At 39.0% G+C, this 19,614-nt stretch carries 15 protein-coding genes; 11 read left to right on the top strand and 4 right to left on the bottom strand.

The window, feature by feature from the left end:
- Positions 1-267 precede the first annotated feature (267 nt).
- The 6 genes from addB (at position 268) to SJW71_RS20655 (ending at position 11,969) form a co-directional block, all read left to right on the top strand.
- Positions 268-3,777 carry a helicase-exonuclease AddAB subunit AddB gene (gene addB, locus SJW71_RS20680; RefSeq protein ID WP_431811446.1) on the top strand — a complete coding sequence of 1,170 codons (3,510 nt, stop codon included), beginning with the start codon at positions 268-270 and terminating at the stop codon, positions 3,775-3,777.
- Position 3,778: 1 nt separating this feature from the next.
- Entirely contained in the window at positions 3,779-7,495 is a 3,717-nt protein-coding gene (gene addA / locus SJW71_RS20675; protein WP_431811445.1) for a helicase-exonuclease AddAB subunit AddA, read from the top strand.
- Positions 7,496-7,581: 86 nt separating this feature from the next.
- Positions 7,582-8,748 (top strand): DUF418 domain-containing protein, encoded by a 1,167-nt coding sequence (locus tag SJW71_RS20670; protein WP_407132894.1) that lies wholly within the window; start codon positions 7,582-7,584, stop codon positions 8,746-8,748.
- 124 nt (positions 8,749-8,872) lie between these two features.
- Positions 8,873-9,775, top strand: coding sequence for a fumarylacetoacetate hydrolase family protein (locus SJW71_RS20665; RefSeq protein WP_274795680.1), 903 nt, complete (start codon positions 8,873-8,875; stop codon positions 9,773-9,775).
- 169 nt (positions 9,776-9,944) lie between these two features.
- Positions 9,945-10,313 (top strand): YisL family protein, encoded by a 369-nt coding sequence (locus tag SJW71_RS20660; RefSeq protein ID WP_274795681.1) that lies wholly within the window; start codon positions 9,945-9,947, stop codon positions 10,311-10,313.
- Positions 10,314-10,442: 129 nt separating this feature from the next.
- Positions 10,443-11,969, top strand: coding sequence for an alpha-amylase family glycosyl hydrolase (locus tag SJW71_RS20655; RefSeq protein WP_431811444.1), 1,527 nt, complete (start codon positions 10,443-10,445; stop codon positions 11,967-11,969).
- 78 nt (positions 11,970-12,047) lie between these two features.
- Here the strand turns inward: SJW71_RS20655 and SJW71_RS20650 are convergent, their stop codons facing one another.
- Together SJW71_RS20650 and SJW71_RS20645 are read right to left on the bottom strand one after the other, a co-directional pair.
- Positions 12,048-12,905, bottom strand: coding sequence for a DegV family protein (locus SJW71_RS20650; protein ID WP_431811443.1), 858 nt, complete (start codon positions 12,903-12,905; stop codon positions 12,048-12,050).
- A 128-nt stretch (positions 12,906-13,033) separates the two neighbouring features.
- On the bottom strand, positions 13,034-13,843 hold the full coding sequence (locus tag SJW71_RS20645) for a Cof-type HAD-IIB family hydrolase (protein WP_274795684.1): 810 nt from the start codon (positions 13,841-13,843) through the stop codon (positions 13,034-13,036).
- Between the two features lie 121 nt (positions 13,844-13,964).
- Here SJW71_RS20645 and SJW71_RS20640 point away from each other — a divergent pair, with 121 nt between their 5' ends.
- The gene (locus SJW71_RS20640) at positions 13,965-14,729 is read left to right on the top strand and encodes a prolyl oligopeptidase family serine peptidase (protein ID WP_312504849.1); all 765 of its coding nucleotides are present in this window, start codon (positions 13,965-13,967) and stop codon (positions 14,727-14,729) included.
- Between the two features lie 53 nt (positions 14,730-14,782).
- Positions 14,783-15,091 carry a metal-sulfur cluster assembly factor gene (locus SJW71_RS20635; protein WP_103117491.1) on the top strand — a complete coding sequence of 103 codons (309 nt, stop codon included), beginning with the start codon at positions 14,783-14,785 and terminating at the stop codon, positions 15,089-15,091.
- 60 nt (positions 15,092-15,151) lie between these two features.
- Here the strand turns inward: SJW71_RS20635 and SJW71_RS20630 are convergent, their stop codons facing one another.
- Positions 15,152-15,838 (bottom strand): Crp/Fnr family transcriptional regulator, encoded by a 687-nt coding sequence (locus SJW71_RS20630; RefSeq protein WP_312504847.1) that lies wholly within the window; start codon positions 15,836-15,838, stop codon positions 15,152-15,154.
- Positions 15,839-16,108: 270 nt separating this feature from the next.
- Between SJW71_RS20630 and SJW71_RS20625 the strand changes: the two genes are divergently transcribed.
- The gene (locus SJW71_RS20625) at positions 16,109-18,235 is read left to right on the top strand and encodes an ATP-dependent Clp protease ATP-binding subunit (protein WP_274795688.1); all 2,127 of its coding nucleotides are present in this window, start codon (positions 16,109-16,111) and stop codon (positions 18,233-18,235) included.
- Between the two features lie 49 nt (positions 18,236-18,284).
- Here the strand turns inward: SJW71_RS20625 and SJW71_RS20620 are convergent, their stop codons facing one another.
- A complete protein-coding gene (locus tag SJW71_RS20620) occupies positions 18,285-18,479 on the bottom strand; it encodes a YjzD family protein (protein WP_004227469.1) in 195 nt (64 codons plus the stop codon).
- Positions 18,480-18,790: 311 nt separating this feature from the next.
- Here SJW71_RS20620 and SJW71_RS20615 point away from each other — a divergent pair, with 311 nt between their 5' ends.
- Together SJW71_RS20615 and SJW71_RS20610 are read left to right on the top strand one after the other, a co-directional pair.
- Positions 18,791-19,276, top strand: a complete 486-nt coding sequence (locus tag SJW71_RS20615) for a hypothetical protein (protein WP_431811442.1) — start codon at positions 18,791-18,793, stop codon at positions 19,274-19,276.
- A gap of 38 nt (positions 19,277-19,314) precedes the next feature.
- Positions 19,315-19,464: a hypothetical protein gene (locus SJW71_RS20610; protein ID WP_431811441.1), complete on the top strand. Its 150-nt coding sequence runs from the start codon at positions 19,315-19,317 to the stop codon at positions 19,462-19,464.
- Positions 19,465-19,614 lie beyond the last annotated feature (150 nt).

The raw sequence follows: 19,614 nt of genomic DNA, 5'->3' as shown, positions 1-19,614 counted from the left end.
GCCTCTTTCTTTATCTGAAGAGGCTGTTTTTTTATGTAAACATATCCTTCTTTTTTATTGTCAGGTGAAGGTTGATAAATAGTATTTACTAGTTTTTTTCGATAGAATTTAAGGTAGACTAGTAAAGTTGATTTTAAATGTAGAAGGGTTCACCCAAAGAGAAAAGGAACCCGTTAATAATAGATGATTCCACAGCAAAAGCACGCTCTCGATTTGGTGAGGTGTTTACTAGAAGAAAAGAAAACCATCTAAAGAGGGGGAAAGGATATGACATTACGTATTGTTTCAGGACGATCGGGAACAGGGAAATCGGCATTTATTCATCAGGAAATTGTTGAACAACTTAAGACGGACCCATTAGGGCATCCAATTTTCATCATTGTTCCTGACCAGATGTCCTATTCTACCGAATATGAACTGACGAATAAGCATGGTTTACAAGGTTTGATTCGAGCACAGGTGATGACATTTAAGCGTTTAGCGTGGTTAGTCTTACAGGAGACAGGTGGTATCGCACGTAAAGAAGTAAATGGCTATGGTTACCGAATGCTCATTCGTAAACTTTTAGAGGAACAGAAAAGCGAGTTTTCTTTATTCCGACAAGCAGCAGGAAAACGAGGATTTACAGAGGAAATAGAAACCCTTCTAAAAGAATTTAGTCGCTATAGTGTCAATAGTTCAGTCTTGGCAGAAGTAACGGAATCTTTGAAGGCACTTGATGCTCCCAACACCTTACAAGCAAAAACGAATGATTTACATGTCGTTTTGAAGGCATTGGAGGAACGACTTGGTACAACATATGTCGACAGTGAGGGCTATTATCCAATTTTAACAGAACAATTAAAGTACGCTGAAACGATGAAGCAAGCGACAATCTATATTGATGGTTTTACGGCCTTCACTGTACGAGAATTGGAATTGGTTCGAGAGTTATTAAAGGTAACGAAGCAAGTAACCGTTGTTCTTCCATTTGACCATATAGATGAGGCTTTTGATGAGCAGGCACTATTTCATGAAGCAGCTTTAACAAATCAACGACTCCATGATATCGCCAATGAAGAGGGCATTGATGTTGATTTTCCATTACATTTTTATCATGCTAGAAGATTTCATTCTGAAGATTTACAGCATGTGGAGGCTAATTTTGCAAATTTAATGCCTAAAACGAAAGAAACCTCAGGAGATGTCATGGTACTTGAAGCATCAAATCGTCGAGCGGAGGTACATGCGATTGCCCGGGAAATAACTAAATTGACAAAAGAAGACGGATATCGCTATCAGGATATTGTACTTTTATATAGACAAGCAGATCTCTATGATCCACTTATCGCAAGTATTTTCCAACAATATGATATTCCTATTTTCACAAATACTAAAAAGACGATGCTACACCATCCATTAATAGAGTTAAGTCGGTCTGCATTAGAGATCATGACGTCTAATTGGAAATATGAACCGGTCTTTCGCAGTGTGAAAACCGATTTGTTTTTCCCGCTCCAAGCTGAACTAACAATTTGGCGCGAAAGAGCGGATCGATTGGAAAACTATTGTTTGGCACAGGGGATCTATGGCGAACGTTGGTTTGAGGAGGCTCGTTGGTTTTATAAAAAGTATCGAGGACTAGAATTCCATTCGCGTGTACAAACAGATGAAGAGCGTGCAATGCAGGCAGAAATCGAGGCTATTCGAGATGAAATTCGCCAACCATTAAAAAATTTACAGGACAAGCTTGAAGCTGCACAAACTGGCAGGGAAATTGCCACTGCCTTATTTGAACTTGTGGAGGCATTACAGGTTTATGACAAACTTCAGATGATGAAAGACCGTGAGCTTGATCGAGGCGACGCTTTAGCAGCGAGTGAGCACGACCAAGCTTGGAATGAATGGATTGCAGTCCTCGATCAATTCGTCTATATGTTTGGTGAGCAGGAGATGACTGTGGAGGAAGCAGCCAAAATACTAGATGAAGGTTTTGATACATTAGAATTTTCTCGAATCCCACCAACCCTAGATGAGGTCATGGTTGCGACTGTTGATTTGGCTCGTCTTTCTAATATAAAGGTTGCCTTTGTTGTAGGGATGAATGATGGAATTTATCCAACACGAATGGAATATGAGGGATTATTGTCAGATTCAGAGCGTGAATGGTTTAGTCAAATTGGCTATGAGCTTGCACCAACCTCTACCAATCGTTTATTACAGGAAAATTTCTTAATCTATCGTGCAGTTACGACACCTTCTAATAAGCTTTATGTGACATATCCAACAGCAGATGAAGAGGGCAAGGCACTGCTACCTTCTTTATATATCAAGAAAATAGTTGGTAATGACAAGGCGCCCGGTCTATTAAGTGATGTTGCTATAGAGCGAGTGGTTATTGATCCGATTGAATTACTGGATGGAGATGTTTTACCTTATTTACGCCATCCACGTACCGCATTAGCCCACCTTATGATACAGCTACGTCAAGCAGAGCATAGTCGTGAATTAGCACCTGAATGGCTAGCATTACAAAAATTTTATAAACAAGATCCTTATTGGACACTTATTTTTGAGCGTGTACGCTATCCGATTACACATAAAAATGAGGCTGAGCCACTTGAAACCTATATCACACAGGAGTTATACGGACAAAAGCTTACATCAAGTGTGTCACGAATAGAGAAATACTTTAGATGTCCATTTTCTCATTTCACTACGTATGGTCTACGTTTAGAAGAGCGTGCAGAGTATCGGTTGGAAACTTTTGCAATGGGTGATTTATTCCATGAGGCGTTAAAGTGGATTACAGAGGAAACACATAGACAACAGCTTTCATGGATACGTTTGACGAAGCAGCAAATTAAACAATTAGCACGGCAAGCAGTCGAGCAAATTGTACCTGTTTTTTCACATCAAATCTTATTATCTAGTGCCCGCTATCGCTATATTCAGCGGAAGCTTATTCGTATTGTTGAACGCACGATGACGGCATTGACACAGCATGCTAATGTATCTCATTTTAAACCTATTGCCATTGAGGCATCGTTTGGCCCAGGGCAACATGAACAGCTACCACCACTTGAAATTGATTTGACTGGTGGGAAGAAAATGTTTATGCGAGGACGTATCGATAGAGTGGATAGTGCAACGATAGATGATCGCTCTTATTTGCGGATTGTTGATTATAAATCTTCAGCCCGTGATTTAGATTTAAACGAGGTTTATTATGGATTATCTTTACAGGTCCTTACTTATTTAGATGTGGCGATGGAAAATAGCTCTTATTGGTTACCAGGTCAAACAGAGCCAGCAGGGGTACTGTATGTGCATGTGCATAATCCAATGCTAAAACTAGATAAGGATTTAACGGATAGTGAAATAGAAGAAGATCGTTTAAAGCAATACAAAATGAAGGGCCTACTTTCAGAAAATGCTGAGGCCATTTTATCGATGGACGAGCAACTAGAAGAAAGTAGCGGCCACTCTAAAATCATTCCTGTTTATATGAAAAAGGATGGGACACCATCTGAATCACAATCACGCATTGTCCCAGTAAATGATATGAAAAAGCTACAGCATTTCGTTCGTCGTAAACATCAGGAGGCGGGCAATGGTATTTTGTCTGGTGATACAGCTATCAGCCCCTATAAATTAAAGGCAAAAACAGCATGTGATTATTGTCAATTTGCTGCAGTTTGTCAATTTGATCCGTCTGATGGTAAACAAAGCTATCGTCAATTGATGCAAGCGAAACCGAATGACATTGTTGATAAAATTCGGAAGGAGGTAGAATAGCATGGTACAAACAATTCCAGCAAAGCCGGCAGATGTCACATGGACAGATGATCAGTGGAAGGCGATTTATGCAAGTGGTCAAGATACGCTTGTATCTGCTGCAGCAGGTTCTGGGAAAACGGCCGTACTAATTAATCGTATGATTGAAAAGGTCATTGCTACTGAAAATCCCATCAATGTAGATGAACTATTGGTAGTGACCTTTACGAATGCTTCAGCTGCTGAAATGCGCCATCGTATGTCAGAGGCATTAGAAAAGGCAATAGCAGAAAACCCGACATCCAATCATTTAAGACGGCAGCTCAGTCTGGTCAATAAAGCGCAAATCTCCACACTGCATTCCTTCTGTTTAGCCATTGTGAAGCAATACGCCTACTTGCTTGATATTGATCCAGGCTTCCGTATCGCCAATGAAGCGGAAATTGCTTTATTAAGAGATGATATTTTAGCGGATGTTTTAGAGGATGCTTACGATTCAGAGGACGAAGCTCAAGTGCAGGCAATCTATCGTCTTGTCGATAGCTTTACCTCGGATCGTGATGACCAAGCCATCGAAACGTTGATTAGTAAACTTTATGATACTTCTCGTGTACATGCTGAGCCTTTAAAGTGGTTGTTAAGTCTTCCGAAAGCCTATGATTTAGCGGATAATGTGACCATTGATGATTTAGAGTTATCTCATTATGTCAAATTAACCGTTCGACATAGCTTGGAAGAAGCTTTTGTTTTAATTTCAGAAATGCGAGCAATAACCTTACAGCCGGATGGACCTGCCCCCTATGCTGAAACGGCAGAAATTGATTTTGCTATGATTCAAGAGGGGATACGTATTAGTCAAGAAGGGACATGGCAGGAGCTGTTTGATTATTTTGCAACGGTCAAATGGTCCACATTGAAACGTGTATCTAAGGATGCTTTAGTAGATGTAGATTTACAAGAGCTTGCCAAGAAAAAACGTGAAGCAGCCAAAAAAATAATGAATAAAATGAAAGAAACATATTTTGTTCGTACACCTGCACGCTTGCTTGAGGAAATAAGATTAATGGCACCAACAATTACCACATTAGTGGAGCTAACTGCTGCGTTTAGTGACCAATTCCGACAAGCCAAGTTAGAACGGGGTATCATTGATTTTTCAGATTTAGAGCATTATGCCTTGCAAATTTTAACGGTCGAAGTAGAAGGCGAGCTTCAGCCATCTCCAGTTGCGCTAGATATGAAAAAACGTTTTAAAGAAGTTCTTGTGGATGAATATCAAGATACAAATATGCTACAGGAAACGATATTACAGCTTGTCAAAACAGGTGAGGAGCAGAATGGCAACTTATTTATGGTTGGTGACGTAAAACAAAGTATTTATCGCTTCCGTTTAGCTGAACCAAAACTCTTCATGCGAAAATATAGTGATTTTTTAGAGACGCCTGAAATGACAGGAATGCGAATTGATTTAAATGCTAACTTCCGAAGTCGTAAAGAAGTGTTGACTGCTACGAACTATATATTTGCACAAATAATGGGCGAGCGTGTGGGTGAGATTCTTTATGATGATAATGCATCATTAAAGCCAGCTGCTCCTTATGATGAGAAAGAAATGCCCGTAGAACTTGTCGTGATGCATCCGCCACAGGAAGAGGAAACAACAGAAGAGCTAGAGGAAATGAGCAATGAAGCCACAGAGCTAGAGGAATTGAAAAAATCACAATATGAGGCGCGCTTTATTATTGATCGTATTCGACAGATGATGGAGGATGGCACAACTGTTTATGATACGAAAACAAAGACAGAACGGCCCCTACAATATCGTGATATTGTAATTCTAATGCGCTCTATGACATGGTCAACAGATTTAGTGGAGGAATTTAAGTTAGCAGGGATTCCATTATATGCAGAATCCTCTAAAGGGTATTTTGATGCTCTTGAAGTGATGATAATGTTAAACGTCTTGAAGGTTGTTGATAATCCCTATCAGGATATTCCATTAGCTTCTGTACTACGTGCACCATTTGTTGGTTTAACGGAAAATGAGCTGGCGAAAATACGGTTAGCCGATCAAAAGGTACCTTTCTATGACGCTTTACGCCAATTTATTCGTAGTGAAGGACATGGAGTGCAAACCACTACGTTTGAGAAGCTGCAACGCTTTATGCTAGCCTTTGAAAATTGGCGAGATTTAGCACGTCGTGGATCATTGTCAGATTTAATTTGGAAGATTTATTTAGATACACACTATTATGAAATGGTTGGGGCAATGCCAAATGGTAAGCAGCGTCAGGCCAATCTACGTATCTTACATGATCGTGCACTAATGTATGAGCAGACTGCGTTTCGTGGATTATTCCGCTTTTTACGCTTTATTGATCGGATGCGAACGCGTGGGGATGATTTAGGCACTGCCAAATCCATTGGTGAAAAGGATGATGTGGTACGCCTTGTGACGATTCACTCTTCAAAAGGATTAGAATATCCTGTAGTCTTTGTCGCAGGTATGGGACGTCCGTTTAACAAAATGGATTTCCATCAACCTTATTTATTCGACCAAGACTTTGGCCTTGCGGTAAAGGCCATTGACCCGGAAAATCGTATCACGTATACATCGTTACCGTTTTTAGCATTGAAGGAAAAAAAGGAGCTGGAAATGCGTGCAGAGGAAATGCGAGTTTTATATGTAGCTATGACGCGTGCAAAGGAGCGACTGATTTTAGTGGGCTCTGTAAAGAGTTGGGAGAAAACGCTTGATTACTGGCAGGATGCGCAAAATTTACCGACAGATGCACCGCTTCAGGAATATTTACGTGCCAGAGCTAATAGTTATTTGGACTGGATAGGCCCAGCGGTAGCAAGGCATGCAGATTTTGCGGCTGTTGCAACTACTTCGTATAAAGAAATGGATGACCCTTCTCGTTGGTCGGTACAAGCTATCAATACGAGCCATTATTCGTATGAAATACAAGCATTGGCTGATGAGGTACAACAGGCACTTGAGATGCCTGAGGATGAGGCATTGTTGGCAGAAATAACGGAACGTTTCCAAGCACAGTATGCCTATCAAAAATCCACAAGAAAACGCTCCAAAACATCGGTAAGTGAAATTAAGCGTTTAGAAAATCTACAGCGCCAGGAGGAACCGGAATATTACTTTGCGACTCCAGCCAAGCAAACAGGCTCTACTATTGCGCCTCGACCAGCTTTTTTACAGGAGCAACAGCTAACGGGTGCTGAAGTTGGAACAGCTGTACACACAGTGATGCAGCATGTCCCACAGTTTGGCTTTCATGATATGAACGAAGTAAAGGTGTTTGTAAAAGATTTAGTAACAAGACAGCTTTTAACAGAGGCGGAAGGAAAAGTGGTTCCACTAGCGAAAATTTATCATTTCTTTACTACAGAAATCGGACAACGCTTCAAAAAAGCAAAGCAGATACGTAGGGAAATGCCCTTTACCATTAGTCGAGTAGATGACGATGGCGATGCACAAATTGTGCAGGGGATTATCGACTGTTTATTTGAGGATGAGTATGGTAATTGGGTATTGCTAGATTATAAAACAGATCGTATTCTGCCGCATTTTGCACAGGAGCCGGCTTTGTCAAAGGAAATACTAGGTCGTTATGCTGTTCAGCTTCGTGTTTATAGTGAGGCAATTGAATCCATTCTACACATTAAAGTAAGCGATAAAGTGTTATATTTATTCGATAATGAACAGACCATTCATGCTTAAAGAATTAGTTATGGTCAAAGCAGAGCAAAGAAAATTTTAGCTTGCTCTGCTCCAACCATAACTGCTATTCAAGAGGAGGCTATTTTGTGGAGCTAAAACCAACAATGTTGCAAGAACGAATCGCAACATTAGATATTTTACGAGGGATTAGTTTAGTGGGCATTTTACTCGTAAATATGTATACATTTTATTTGCCAATGCCACATATTGATTTGGCATCATGGTTTACAACGCCATCCGATATTGTTTGGCAGCAAAACATTGATATTTATGTACAAGGAAGCTTTTACCCACTATTTGCAATGCTATTTGGTTATGGCCTTGCCATACAGTGGCAAAAGGCTCAAAGCCGTGAACAAAATTTTTATACGCTAGGACTTCGTAGACTTTCTGTATTGTTTGTCTTCGGTTTTATTCATGCCGTGCTGATTTGGTGGGGCGATATACTCATGATGTATGCATTTTGTGGCATATTTTTACTGCTTTTACTACGTTTAAGTCCCTTGTGGTTATTAGTCAGTGCTGTAATCATTAACGGTTTAATGCAGGTTTTCATGTTATTTTTAGTAGGCATTATTAATTTTAATACGAAGGTTGATGACTATTTAGATATTGTTTCGGTAGAGAAGGCAATTACTGCTTATGGTACAGGAAACTGGGTCGATGCCTTTATGCAACGCTTAACAGATCTCTCTACACAGGCAGGGATAGGGATGTGGTTTGCAGCTTTATTCACTATTTTACCTTATATGCTAATTGGTGCAGCGGCTTCTAAATGGCGTTTAGTGGAACGAGCTAAAGAATTAAAGTGGCTCTGGCTGACATTGGCGATAGCTGGATTAGTCATTGGTGTTGTTATTAAAAGTTTACCTATTATGTTTACGAGAACATATTTATTAGATTATTTAAAGACATACATAGGCGGTCCAGTCTTATCAGTAGGCTATATTGGCATCATTGTATTGCTTTGTTTATTGCCAATTGCACAAAAACTGCTCAGTCCATTTGCAAAATTAGGCCGAATGACATTAACGATGTATATTATGCAATCCATTATTGGAACTTGTCTATTCTATCAATTTGGCTTTGGCTGGTACGGTAAAGTAAGTGTTGAGACAGGGGTATTAATTGCCATTGGAATCATTGTAGTGCAAATGATCATTGCAGAAATTTGGCTATCTAAATGGAGACAAGGACCGTTAGAGGCATTATGGCGTAAAATAACTTATAAGAAAAAAGTGGAAGCACGATAATATTTTCCTCTTGAAATGCATATTCTATGAAGATCTAGTAACTTATAAAATTATTGTCGCAAAAGTAAGGCAATTTCTATCATATTGTTGTATTATGTAGAAAAAAGAAGGAGCTCTTAAAATCATGAAAATTTTATCATTCAAATTAGGTGGACATGTTAGCTTTGGACCAAAAGTAAAAAAAGAAGAAGCGGTATGGGATGTACTCGCTATTCAAAATGAACTTCAAGTTCTCCCTTCTTTTTCAAGTTCAATCGTGGATGGCATAGCTTTAGGCTTTGATTTTGTTGAACAGATTCGTAAATTAGTAGAAGCAGCAGAAAAATCAGATCGTGCTGATAGCTTTAAACGTGAATTTACAGAGATCGAGTGGCTTTCACCAATTCCACGTACACCCAAAAATATTATGTGTATTGGTAAAAATTATGATGAACATGCCAAAGAAATGGGTGCCGATGCAGCACCAACAGATTTAATGGTCTTTACAAAATCTCCAACTGCTATTGCTGCGGATGGACAAACGATTTCCATTCATGCGGATCTTTCTTCAAAAATGGACTATGAAGGCGAGCTAGCTGTCGTTATTGGAAAACGTGGTAAAAATATTCCTAAAAACCTAGCATATGATTATGTATTTGGCTATACAATTGCTAATGATCTAACAGCTCGTGATTTACAAGATAAACATAAACAATTCTTCTTAGGTAAAAGCTTAGATGGTACTTGCCCTCTTGGACCATACCTAGTGACAAAGGATGAAATTCCTAACCCACAAGATTTAACAGTTGTAACAAAGGTCAATGATGAAGTACGCCAAAACGGTTCTACGAAGGATATGATGTTCTCTGTAGAAACTTTAGTATCTATCCTATCTCAGCATGTTACTTTAGAGCCGGGAGATGTTATTTTAACAGGTACGCCAGCAGGAGTTGGTAAAGGCATGAACCCGCCGCAATACTTAAAGGCTGGAGATACAGTCAAAGTTTCTATTCAAGGCATCGGTACTTTAGTCAACCATTTTGAATAATATTGATTGTCATCCGCGAGAGATTACTACTCGCGGATTTTTTAGCTTCTTCAGCATTGGATTTACGTTCAATTGATGTAAATTATGTGAACACTATTGTAATATTTGAAACCCTTTCCATCGCATGGTAGGATAGAGTTTGATAGAAAAAGAATGAGGTGGGACAAACATGAGTTTTTTAACTAGCCAAACGCATTTGCATATTACTACGTGGGTAGTAGGTATTGTCATTTTTTTAATTGCGGCGCTAATGGGCAAGCAATCTAAAGGATTACATATGACATTACGTCTGTTTTATGTATTAATTATCATCACAGGTGGAGCATTATTTATTGAAGCAATGGACTATGGACAAGGCATGCTTTACGGCTTTAAATTCTTAGGTGGTATTCTTGTTATTGGTATGATGGAAATGGTATTGGTACGCCAAAAGAAAAATAAACCAACAGGTATGTTTTGGATTTTATTTGCAGTATTTTTATTAATTACACTGTTCTTAGGATTTAAACTACCGATGGGTCAAAATTTCTTAGCATAATGATGTAAAAGTCGTGAAGTGTTTGCTTCACGGCTTTTATTTTGTCAAAAAAGCAAATAGGAGGGAACTGACACCTTTTTGCCGTAATTCATTTCGCATTTTCGTAAAATCTTTTGAAAAGATAGCGACGTGACAGTGTTATTTGGTAAAATGACGATGGATTGGTTTGAAAGAGAGGGAATTACAGTGAAATTTAAGAAGTGGATAAGTGCGACGGCTGCATCACTTTTATTAGCAACTTCCTTCGTCAGTACTACACCAGTAGCACATGCGGACGAAGCTGCGTCAACATCAATTGCAGAAGAGAGCATCTATGATTTACTCGTTGACCGTTTCTTTAATGGCTCAGGTACAAACGATTTTGATACAAACACGCAAGATCCTTCTAAATTTGCAGGAGGCGATTTTACAGGTCTGCAAGATAAAGTAAAATTTATCGGTGAGATGGGCTATACAATTGTTTCCATTGGACCTATTTTTTCAACAGAGAAATATGATGGCTCAATGCTAACAAGCTACACGACAATCGAACGTCACTTTGGAACTACAGAAGAATTTCAAAGTGTTGTAGAGGCCTATAAAGCTAAAAATATGTCCATTATGGTGGATTTCCCACTCAACAATGTAAGTCCAAATCATGAATGGGTAAAGGATACATCAAAAGCAGACTGGATTGCTTCAACGAATAATGGACAAGTACAGTGGGATTTATCGAACAAAGCTGTGCAAGAGGCACTTATTCAGTCAGCAACTGATTTTGTTTCTACATATGATGTCGGAGGTATTCGTTTAACTAATATTGCAGAGGCCGATACAGAGTTTGTTAATTCGATGATCGCGGCATTAAAAGAAACAAAAGAATCTCTATACGTGATTGCTAATGAAGAAAGTGATGCTAATTTTGATGCGACGTTTTCACCAGCAACAGCTGATATCTATCGTAATATATTTAAAAACGTTGATATGGATTCATCTAAATTAATGGAGCCTTTTACAGGCGAGAAGCCAACACAAATAATGGTGGATTCGCTGGAAACTCATCGTTTTACATTCGACTCTGCTAATGAAAATATGTTTCCACCTACACGCTTAAAAATGGCAATGGGTGCTTTATTTATGCTACCTGGAATTCCTGTTGTACAGTATGGCACAGAAATTGCTATGAATGGGGAAGCAAAACCAGATACACACCAGCTTTACAACTTTAAAACAGACGAAGAATTGATTGATTATATTAAAAATGTTCAATCTTTACGTAATAAATCAGCTACTTTACGTAATGGTGATTTTGAAGTCATTACAAATGAAAACGGCCTACTCGTCTTTACACGTTCTTCAGACGAAGAAAAGTGGGTAATCATGGTCAATAATACAGGAAAAACACAACGTGTGGACTTAACACCTGAACAACTTGGTGAAGGGAAAATGCTGAACGGTATTTTACATGAGGAAAAAGTTCGCATAAACGAAAAAGAAGTTTATCCTGTTATTTTAGACCGAGAAATGGTAGAAATTTATCAAGTTCGAAATGATGAAGGCTTAAACATGCCGTATATGATTGCACTAGGCTTAGTGTGGGTCATCTTTATTGGCTTTGTTGTCATCATCATTAAACGAGGAAAAGTTCGACGTCAAGAACAAGACGTACAACAATAATAGAACAATAAAAATAGCATGCTAGGAGTTATCCTAACATGCTATTTTTTGTTGAAGCGATTATATCGAGGGTATTGCTTAGCCTTGATAGCTTTTATTCGTAAAGAAAATAGCGATCGTACCAGGTCCAACGTGTGAACCGATTGCTGAGCCAATCATGGTGATTTGAACAGCTTGCGGTGAAAAACGCTCCTGTATAGATGCCTTTACTTCATTTGCAAATGCCGCATCATCACTATGACTAATACCAATGATTTTATTTGTAAAAGTTCCACCACGTTCTTGCATTAAATCTAACATACGATTAAGTGCTTTTTTTCGACCACGTGATTTTTCAATTGGCACAAGCTTGCCATCTTCTACATTTAAAATAGGTTTAATGCTTAGCAGCCCACCTAAAAATGCACTTGCTTTGGATACACGTCCACCTTTGGCAAGATAATCTAAATCTTCTACTGTAAACAAATGCTCCATTTGAGGTGCGATGGAGCCAATTTTATTGGCCATATCTTCTAAGGATACACCCATATTTCGGAGTCGAACTGCTTCCTCTACGACAAGACCATGTCCTAATGAGGCACATTTAGAGTCGATAATGACTAATTTTAAAGATGGATATTGTTCTAATACTTGATTGCGAATCATCTGAGCAGTACTATATGTGCCCGATAATTCTGATGAGAAGGCGATGTAAATACCTTCTTCGTCATTTTTAGCTAGTTCCTCAAAGTGCTTTAAAAACAGCTCAGGTGACACTTGAGATGTTTTTGGCTGAGCCCCTTGGCGTATAGCATCGTATATTTCTTTGGAATCAATTGAAATCACATCTTGATATTCTTTGTTGTTCAATTGCACTCGTAAAGGGAGTAGCACGACATCATGTTCTTCGTAATAAGACTTCGGTAGATCACATCCACTATCCGTAAAAATCTTCATTCTCTTGTCCCCCTAATTTCAACTTACTGTTTAACTTTATTCAGTTAATACTCACTAACTTTAAAGGGGTACCACTGAATAAAGTTAAACTGGTAAAAATGGAATGTTAACTTGAACTTACTACTTAACTATGATAATTTCAAGCGTTCGATGAGTATTTTTGCGATTCCATCCTCATTATTTGTTGATGTAATTTCATTGGCAATGTTTTTAAGACTTGGAATACCATTCCCCATTGCTACACCAAGTCCGGCATATTCAATCATTTCTAAATCATTGTCTTCATCACCAAATGCGATGATGCGCTCACGTGGGATACCTAAATCTTTAGCCACATGCGCAATACCTACCGCTTTATTTAAGCCGCGGCGCACAATTTCAATAATATGAAGAGGTGCACCCCATCGACGATGCTCAATAACTTCTGCGTGCACCGCTTGTAAATGGTCACGTATAATAACCGAATTCGCTTCGTTGGCTTGTATCAATAAACTTGTAGGATTTTCTAAGAGGTGTGTATATAAATCCCCAAGTGTAATTTTGGGATTGCCCATATTAAAGATATTTAAGATACGATCGTCCTCTGTATGAACATAAACCTCATCTTTTACCTCAGCAATAATATTTTCGTATTCGTAACCTTTGATGGAATCAACGACATCATGTACGACACTTAAATCAATCGGAGTATGCATATGTTGCCAAGAGGCATTTTTAGGGTGATGCACATAAGCTCCATTAAAATTGACAATGGGTGTAGTCAGTCCTAGTTCCTGATAATAAATTGTACTTGCTCGGTAAGGACGTCCTGTCGCAATCATGACTTGATGACCTTGTTCCTTAGCCTGCAATAATGTTTTTTTCGTTTTTGCTGAAATTTGTTGTTGGTCTGTTAATAAAGTACCGTCTAAGTCTAATACGATTAAATGCGGTTTCATAGCTCGTTGCCCCTTTCCTATAGTTTGAATAGTATCTCTTTGTCTTTCATTCGTCAAAATTTTGTCACAGTGAAAAAAGTTTGCTAACATAAAGATGAGACAAGAGTTGGGAGTGACAAAAATGTTTGTAGAAAAAGAAGTGTGGGGAAATATTCCTTTATTACATATACATTCAGACAATATGAATGAAGAAACCCCGGTAGTGATTTTTTTACACGGCTTTATGAGTGCAAAAGAACATAACTTACACTATGCATATCAATTGGTGCATAAAGGGGTGCGTGTCCTATTACCAGATGCAAAATTCCATGGTGATCGCAGTGAAGGCCTATCAGAGATGCAAATGAACTTAAAATTTTGGGACATTGTCTTAAATTCTATTCATGAAGTGCAACAAATATATGATGAGTTAAACAATAAAAATTTATTAGCTAATCATAATATTGGCATAGCAGGCACTTCTATGGGCGGCATTGTCACATCAGGCTGTCTTAAACTGTATGATTGGATACAAACAGCTGCAATATGTATGGGTGCGCCTAATTTTGTTAAATTGGGTGAGTATCAGTTACAGCAATTCGCAAAAAATGGTGTGAATTTACCGATGTCAGAGGAAGAAGTAGAAAAAATAAATGAGCACCTAGCAAAATACGATGTCAGTCTAACACCAGAAAAGTTCGCAGGTCGCCCTGTCTTCTTTTGGCATGGAGAATTAGATAAAACGGTACCTTTCCGCGAAACGTATAAATTTTATGAGACATTACGGGAATACTATCAAGCAAACCCTGAACATTTAAAGTTCATGGTAAATAAAAAGGCTGGACATGCTGTACCACGTGACGGTATGCTAGCAGCAACTGACTGGCTTGCACAGCATTTGGCATAATATGATGCATCTGCTATGATAAGGTTAACACTATGATGGAAGGAGAAATACGAATGGATCAGGATATGAAAGACAGCATGTTAGGTGCATTAGAAAACGTAATTGACCCTGAGCTTGGAATTGATATTGTCAACTTAGGTTTAGTATATGATGTAGATTTAGATGATGAAGGGGTAGCGACTGTAACAATGACGTTAACATCTATGGGTTGCCCACTTGGACCGGTCATTGTGGACCAAGTAAACACAGCATTAGGGGAGCTTCCAGAAGTGAAAAGTACAAATGTTAACATTGTATGGAACCCACCTTGGTCAAAAGATAAAATGTCTCGCTATGCAAAAATGGCACTAGGCGTACGTTAATCTGAAACAGAAGAAAATCCCTGCTTATTTTAATAGGCAGGGATTTTGCATGTAACGAAATTAATCGATACGGCATATTTGTAATGGACAATTTTCACAAGCAATTTCATTTTTTAAAAACTGTAAATCATGAATTGTAATAAAACCTTTATCGAAAGTGACAATGTCGTGTTTTTTTAGATCATTTAACATCCGATTAATCATCTCACGACTGGTCGCACACAAATTCGCTATTTCAGTATTTGTTAGCTGGAAATCAATATAAATAGAGCCATTTTCTAATGATTTACCATACGTATTAGAAAGTCGAATGAGCGTTGAAAATAAAGCACCTTTTTTACCATTTAACACTAAATCACGCAAACGGCTTTGATGCTTCAAGTTTTCTGTTTGTAACCACTTCATATATTCCACCATGACAGTAGGCTGTTCTTCTAATAAATGCTCCAAAGATTTGCGACTTAAAACATACAGCGTAGAAGGTTCTAAAACTTTTGCAGTCATGGAATTATAGACGAGATTACAAAACAGCGATCCCTCTCCAATTATACTGTCAGGACCACAAATACGGATGGTTAACTCCTTGCCAGTCTCCGTTTCTTGGCTAATCGAAATTACACCTGATTTGATGTAATAAATTTCTTTTGCCCGTTCACCCTCTAGAAAAATTTTATTCCCTTTATTCACCTTGATAAAGACACCGTGCTTTTGAAAAAGATCCTTAATTTTTTCAGACATATTATCCAATAAAACCATATCTCCAACACATCGCTTTCTTTTTGTAATAAATGTCGATTATTACAAAAGGATAGTGGATTTTTCGATACTAAAACATAGAAACATACCTACTATTATAACGTAAATTTCCATTTTTAAGTGATAAATTTTAGAGCTATTTCTTTGCTTAGAATTGTCGAGTGATGTAAAATAAAGTTAGTCAAAAAAGGTCAAACTTTTCGAAAGAACAAGAATGGGTATAGAAATTATGCGAAACATTAAGGTAAAGGAGTGCTAGCTATGCAATTTCAACAAACTGATAATAAAAAACCATTAGAGCAATTTGGACGAAATTTAATTGAAGAAGTAAAAAATGGCAAAATGGATCCCGTTATTGGACGTGATGAGGAAATTAGAAATGTCATTCGTATTTTAACACGCAAAACGAAAAATAATCCTGTATTAATTGGTGAGCCCGGTGTTGGTAAAACAGCTATAGTCGAGGGTTTAGCACAGCGTATAGTGAAAGGCGATGTGCCAGAGGGCTTGAAAGAATGTGTCCTATATGAGCTAGATATGAGTGCTTTAATCGCGGGTGCAAGTTACCGTGGTCAATTTGAAGAACGCTTAAAAGGTGTCTTAAAAGAGGTAAAAGATTCGGAAGGGCAAATTATTTTATTTATTGATGAAATTCATACCATTGTTGGTGCCGGTAAAACAGACGGCGCTATGGATGCAGGAAATATGTTAAAGCCTATGCTGGCGCGTGGTGAATTACACTGTATAGGGGCTACGACATTAGACGAATATCGTATGTATATTGAAAAAGATCCTGCATTAGAACGTCGATTCCAGCAAGTACTCGTGCGTGAGCCTTCTATTGAAGATACAGTGTCTATTTTACGTGGCTTAAAAGAACGTTTTGAGTTACATCATGCTGTACGTATTCATGACAGAGCCATTGTTGCGGCAGCAGAACTATCTAATCGGTATATTACAGAGCGATTTTTACCAGATAAGGCGATCGATTTGATTGATGAGGCGTGTGCAATGATTCGTACGGAAATCGATTCCATGCCACAGGAATTAGATGCTGTGACCCGTCGTATCATGCAGCTAGAAATTGAGGAACAGGCATTACGTAAGGAAAAGGACGAAGCAAGTAAAAAACGCCTTGAGCAATTGACTGAGGAATTAACAAAGTTAAAAGAATCCTCTGAAGGAATGCGAAAACAATGGGAAGCTGAGAAGGAAATGCTGCATGACATTCAGAAAAAACGAGAAACGTTAGATAAATACCGTCGAGATTTAGATGAAGCGGAAAGTAAATATGATTTAAATAAAGCTGCTGAATTACGTCATGGCAAAATTCCAACTCTTGAAAAAGAAATTCAGGCATTAGAAAAACAATTAGAAAATGGCGCAGAGTCTCGTATTTTGCGAGAAGAAGTGACGGCTGATGAAATTGCTTCAATTGTTTCACGTTGGACTGGCATCCCTGTGACAAAATTAGTGGAGGGTGAGCGTGAAAAACTTTTACGTTTAAAGGATACATTGCATGAACGTGTAGTAGGGCAAGATACAGCGGTTCAACTAGTGACAGAAGCTGTGTGGCGTGCACGTGCAGGCATTAAAGATCCACATCGCCCGATTGGAAGCTTTTTATTTTTAGGTCCAACAGGTGTTGGTAAAACAGAGCTTGCCAAAGCCCTTGCTGCTCAATTATTTGATTCTGAGGAACATTTTATCCGAATTGATATGAGTGAATATATGGAGAAGCATAGTGTATCTCGTCTAGTTGGTGCCCCTCCAGGCTATGTCGGCTATGAGGAAGGGGGACAATTAACCGAAGCCGTTCGCCGCAACCCTTATTCTGTCGTCCTACTTGACGAAATTGAAAAAGCCCACCCAGATGTGGCTAATATTTTATTGCAAATTTTAGATGATGGGCGTATCACTGATAGTCAAGGTCGTATGGTTAATTTTACAAATACAGTAGTTATTTTAACATCGAATATTGGGTCTAGTTATTTAATGGAGGCAAAAGAAGACGATGCCTCTGTTGAGGACTTAGTTATGACTGCGCTTAGACAACATTTTAAACCAGAGCTGTTAAATCGAATGGATGATATTATTTTCTTCCATGCACTATCGACTAAGCATTTTACAGCAATCGCTTGGAAGTACGTTGAGCAACTGATTAAACGTGTGGCAGAGCAAGAAATTACATTATCTGTTGAGCAAGAAGTGATTAATTGGGTAGTACAGCAAGGTGCCGATGCTCAATTTGGCGCAAGACCACTAAAACGCTTTGTCCAACGACATATTGAAACAGCAGTGGCAAGAGAACTCCTACGTGGTGAGGTTTTACCGGGGGAAACATTGCATGTAAAAATGTGTGATGGTCAATGTGTGGTGGAAAAATAACAGAAAAAACCTGTTCGGCATGATGCTGAACAGGTTTTTTCTAGCTGAATTAATGATGGTCTGCAGCTTCTGGTGTAGGATCGTTTGGAATGATTGCTCCAATAATAAAGATAAGAATAGAGAATACAACTGAAACGATTGCCCCTGTTTTAAAATCAAATGGTACACCAAGTACAGAGCTGACTACATAGTTTAACATAGAAACTAGTAGGAATGACCATATGAACGTTACGATATATTGCATTAATTTCACCTCAACCGAACTTTTTTCATCATAAGATTTTACTCATATTCATTATCATATCATAACATAAATCGAAAAAAAATGAATCATTTATGTGAAACATGGCGAATTTGTCACAACAACTACGAGGTTTTGTATTTTAGTTTTTGATGTTTTTATGAGACCTAAGAATTGGTAATAGATTTATGGGACTCGCTCCAAAGCTAGCTGAACCCGCTCCAAAAAGGTGTGGAAGCGCTCCAAAATAGGTTGAGCCCGCTCGAAAATGGTGGAGAAGCGCTCCAAAGCAGGTTGCCCCGCTCGAAAAAGGTGTGGAAGCGCTCCAAAGTAGGCAGAACCCGCTCGAAAATGGTAGAGAAGCGCTCCAAAGTAGACAGAACCCGCTCCAAAAAGGTGTGGAAGTGCTCCAAAGTAGGTTGAGCCCGCTCGAAAAAGGTGTGGAAGCGCTCCAAATTAGGATATCCCCGCTCGAAAATGGTGGAGAAGCGCTCCAAAATAGGTTGAGCCCGCTCGAAAATGGTGGAGAAGCGCTCCAAAATAGGTTGAGCCCGCTCGAAAAAGGTGTGGAAGCGCTCCAAAGTAGGGTGTCCCCGCTCGAAAATGGAGGAGAAGCGCTCCAAAGTAGGATATCCCTGCTCGAAAATGGAGGAGAAGCGCTCCAAAATAGACAGGACCCGCTCCAAAAAGGTGTGGAAGCGCTCCAAAGTAGGATATCCCCGCTCGAAAATGGTGGAAAGGCGCTCCAAAGCAGGTTGCCCCGCTCGAAAATGGTGGAGAAGCGCTCCAAAGCTAGCTGAACCCGCTCGAAAAAGGTGTGGAAGCGCTCCAAAATAGGATGAGTCCGCTCGAAAAAGGTGTGGAAGCGCTCCAAAGTAGGCAGAACCCGCTCGAAAATGGTGGAGAAGCGCTCCAAAGTAGACAGAACCCGCTCCAAAAAGGTGTGGAAGTGCTCCAAAGCATGACCAACCCGCTCGAAAACAGGTGAAAACCGCTCCAAACCCCGACAATCCCGTCGAATTGAACAAACAAAAGCCTCTCTAAAACACATTAATTTTAATTCATCTTGCGTCCTTCCTTTTGTATGCGTTATAATTATGACCAGTTACTAATAATTGATAGTAAGAAAGCTGAGGGG

Source organism: Lysinibacillus sp. FW12 (genome assembly GCF_050817245.1).
In the GTDB taxonomy this organism is placed as follows: Bacteria; Bacillota; Bacilli; order Bacillales_A; family Planococcaceae; genus Lysinibacillus; species Lysinibacillus irui.
The sequence above is the reverse complement of the archived record's forward strand: the minus strand, read 5'-3'. Positions and strand labels throughout refer to the sequence as shown.

Coding starts and splice junctions, on each gene's coding strand:
- addB (WP_431811446.1), top strand. CDS start 268: ATGACATTACGTATTGTTTCAGGACGATCGGGAACAGGGAAATCGGCA.
- addA (WP_431811445.1), top strand. CDS start 3,779: ATGGTACAAACAATTCCAGCAAAGCCGGCAGATGTCACATGGACAGAT.
- SJW71_RS20665 (WP_274795680.1), top strand. CDS start 8,873: ATGAAAATTTTATCATTCAAATTAGGTGGACATGTTAGCTTTGGACCA.
- SJW71_RS20660 (WP_274795681.1), top strand. CDS start 9,945: ATGAGTTTTTTAACTAGCCAAACGCATTTGCATATTACTACGTGGGTA.
- SJW71_RS20650 (WP_431811443.1), bottom strand. CDS start 12,905: ATGAAGATTTTTACGGATAGTGGATGTGATCTACCGAAGTCTTATTAC.
- SJW71_RS20645 (WP_274795684.1), bottom strand. CDS start 13,843: ATGAAACCGCATTTAATCGTATTAGACTTAGACGGTACTTTATTAACA.
- SJW71_RS20640 (WP_312504849.1), top strand. CDS start 13,965: ATGTTTGTAGAAAAAGAAGTGTGGGGAAATATTCCTTTATTACATATA.
- SJW71_RS20635 (WP_103117491.1), top strand. CDS start 14,783: ATGGATCAGGATATGAAAGACAGCATGTTAGGTGCATTAGAAAACGTA.
- SJW71_RS20625 (WP_274795688.1), top strand. CDS start 16,109: ATGCAATTTCAACAAACTGATAATAAAAAACCATTAGAGCAATTTGGA.
- SJW71_RS20620 (WP_004227469.1), bottom strand. CDS start 18,479: ATGCAATATATCGTAACGTTCATATGGTCATTCCTACTAGTTTCTATG.
- SJW71_RS20610 (WP_431811441.1), top strand. CDS start 19,315: ATGAGTCCGCTCGAAAAAGGTGTGGAAGCGCTCCAAAGTAGGCAGAAC.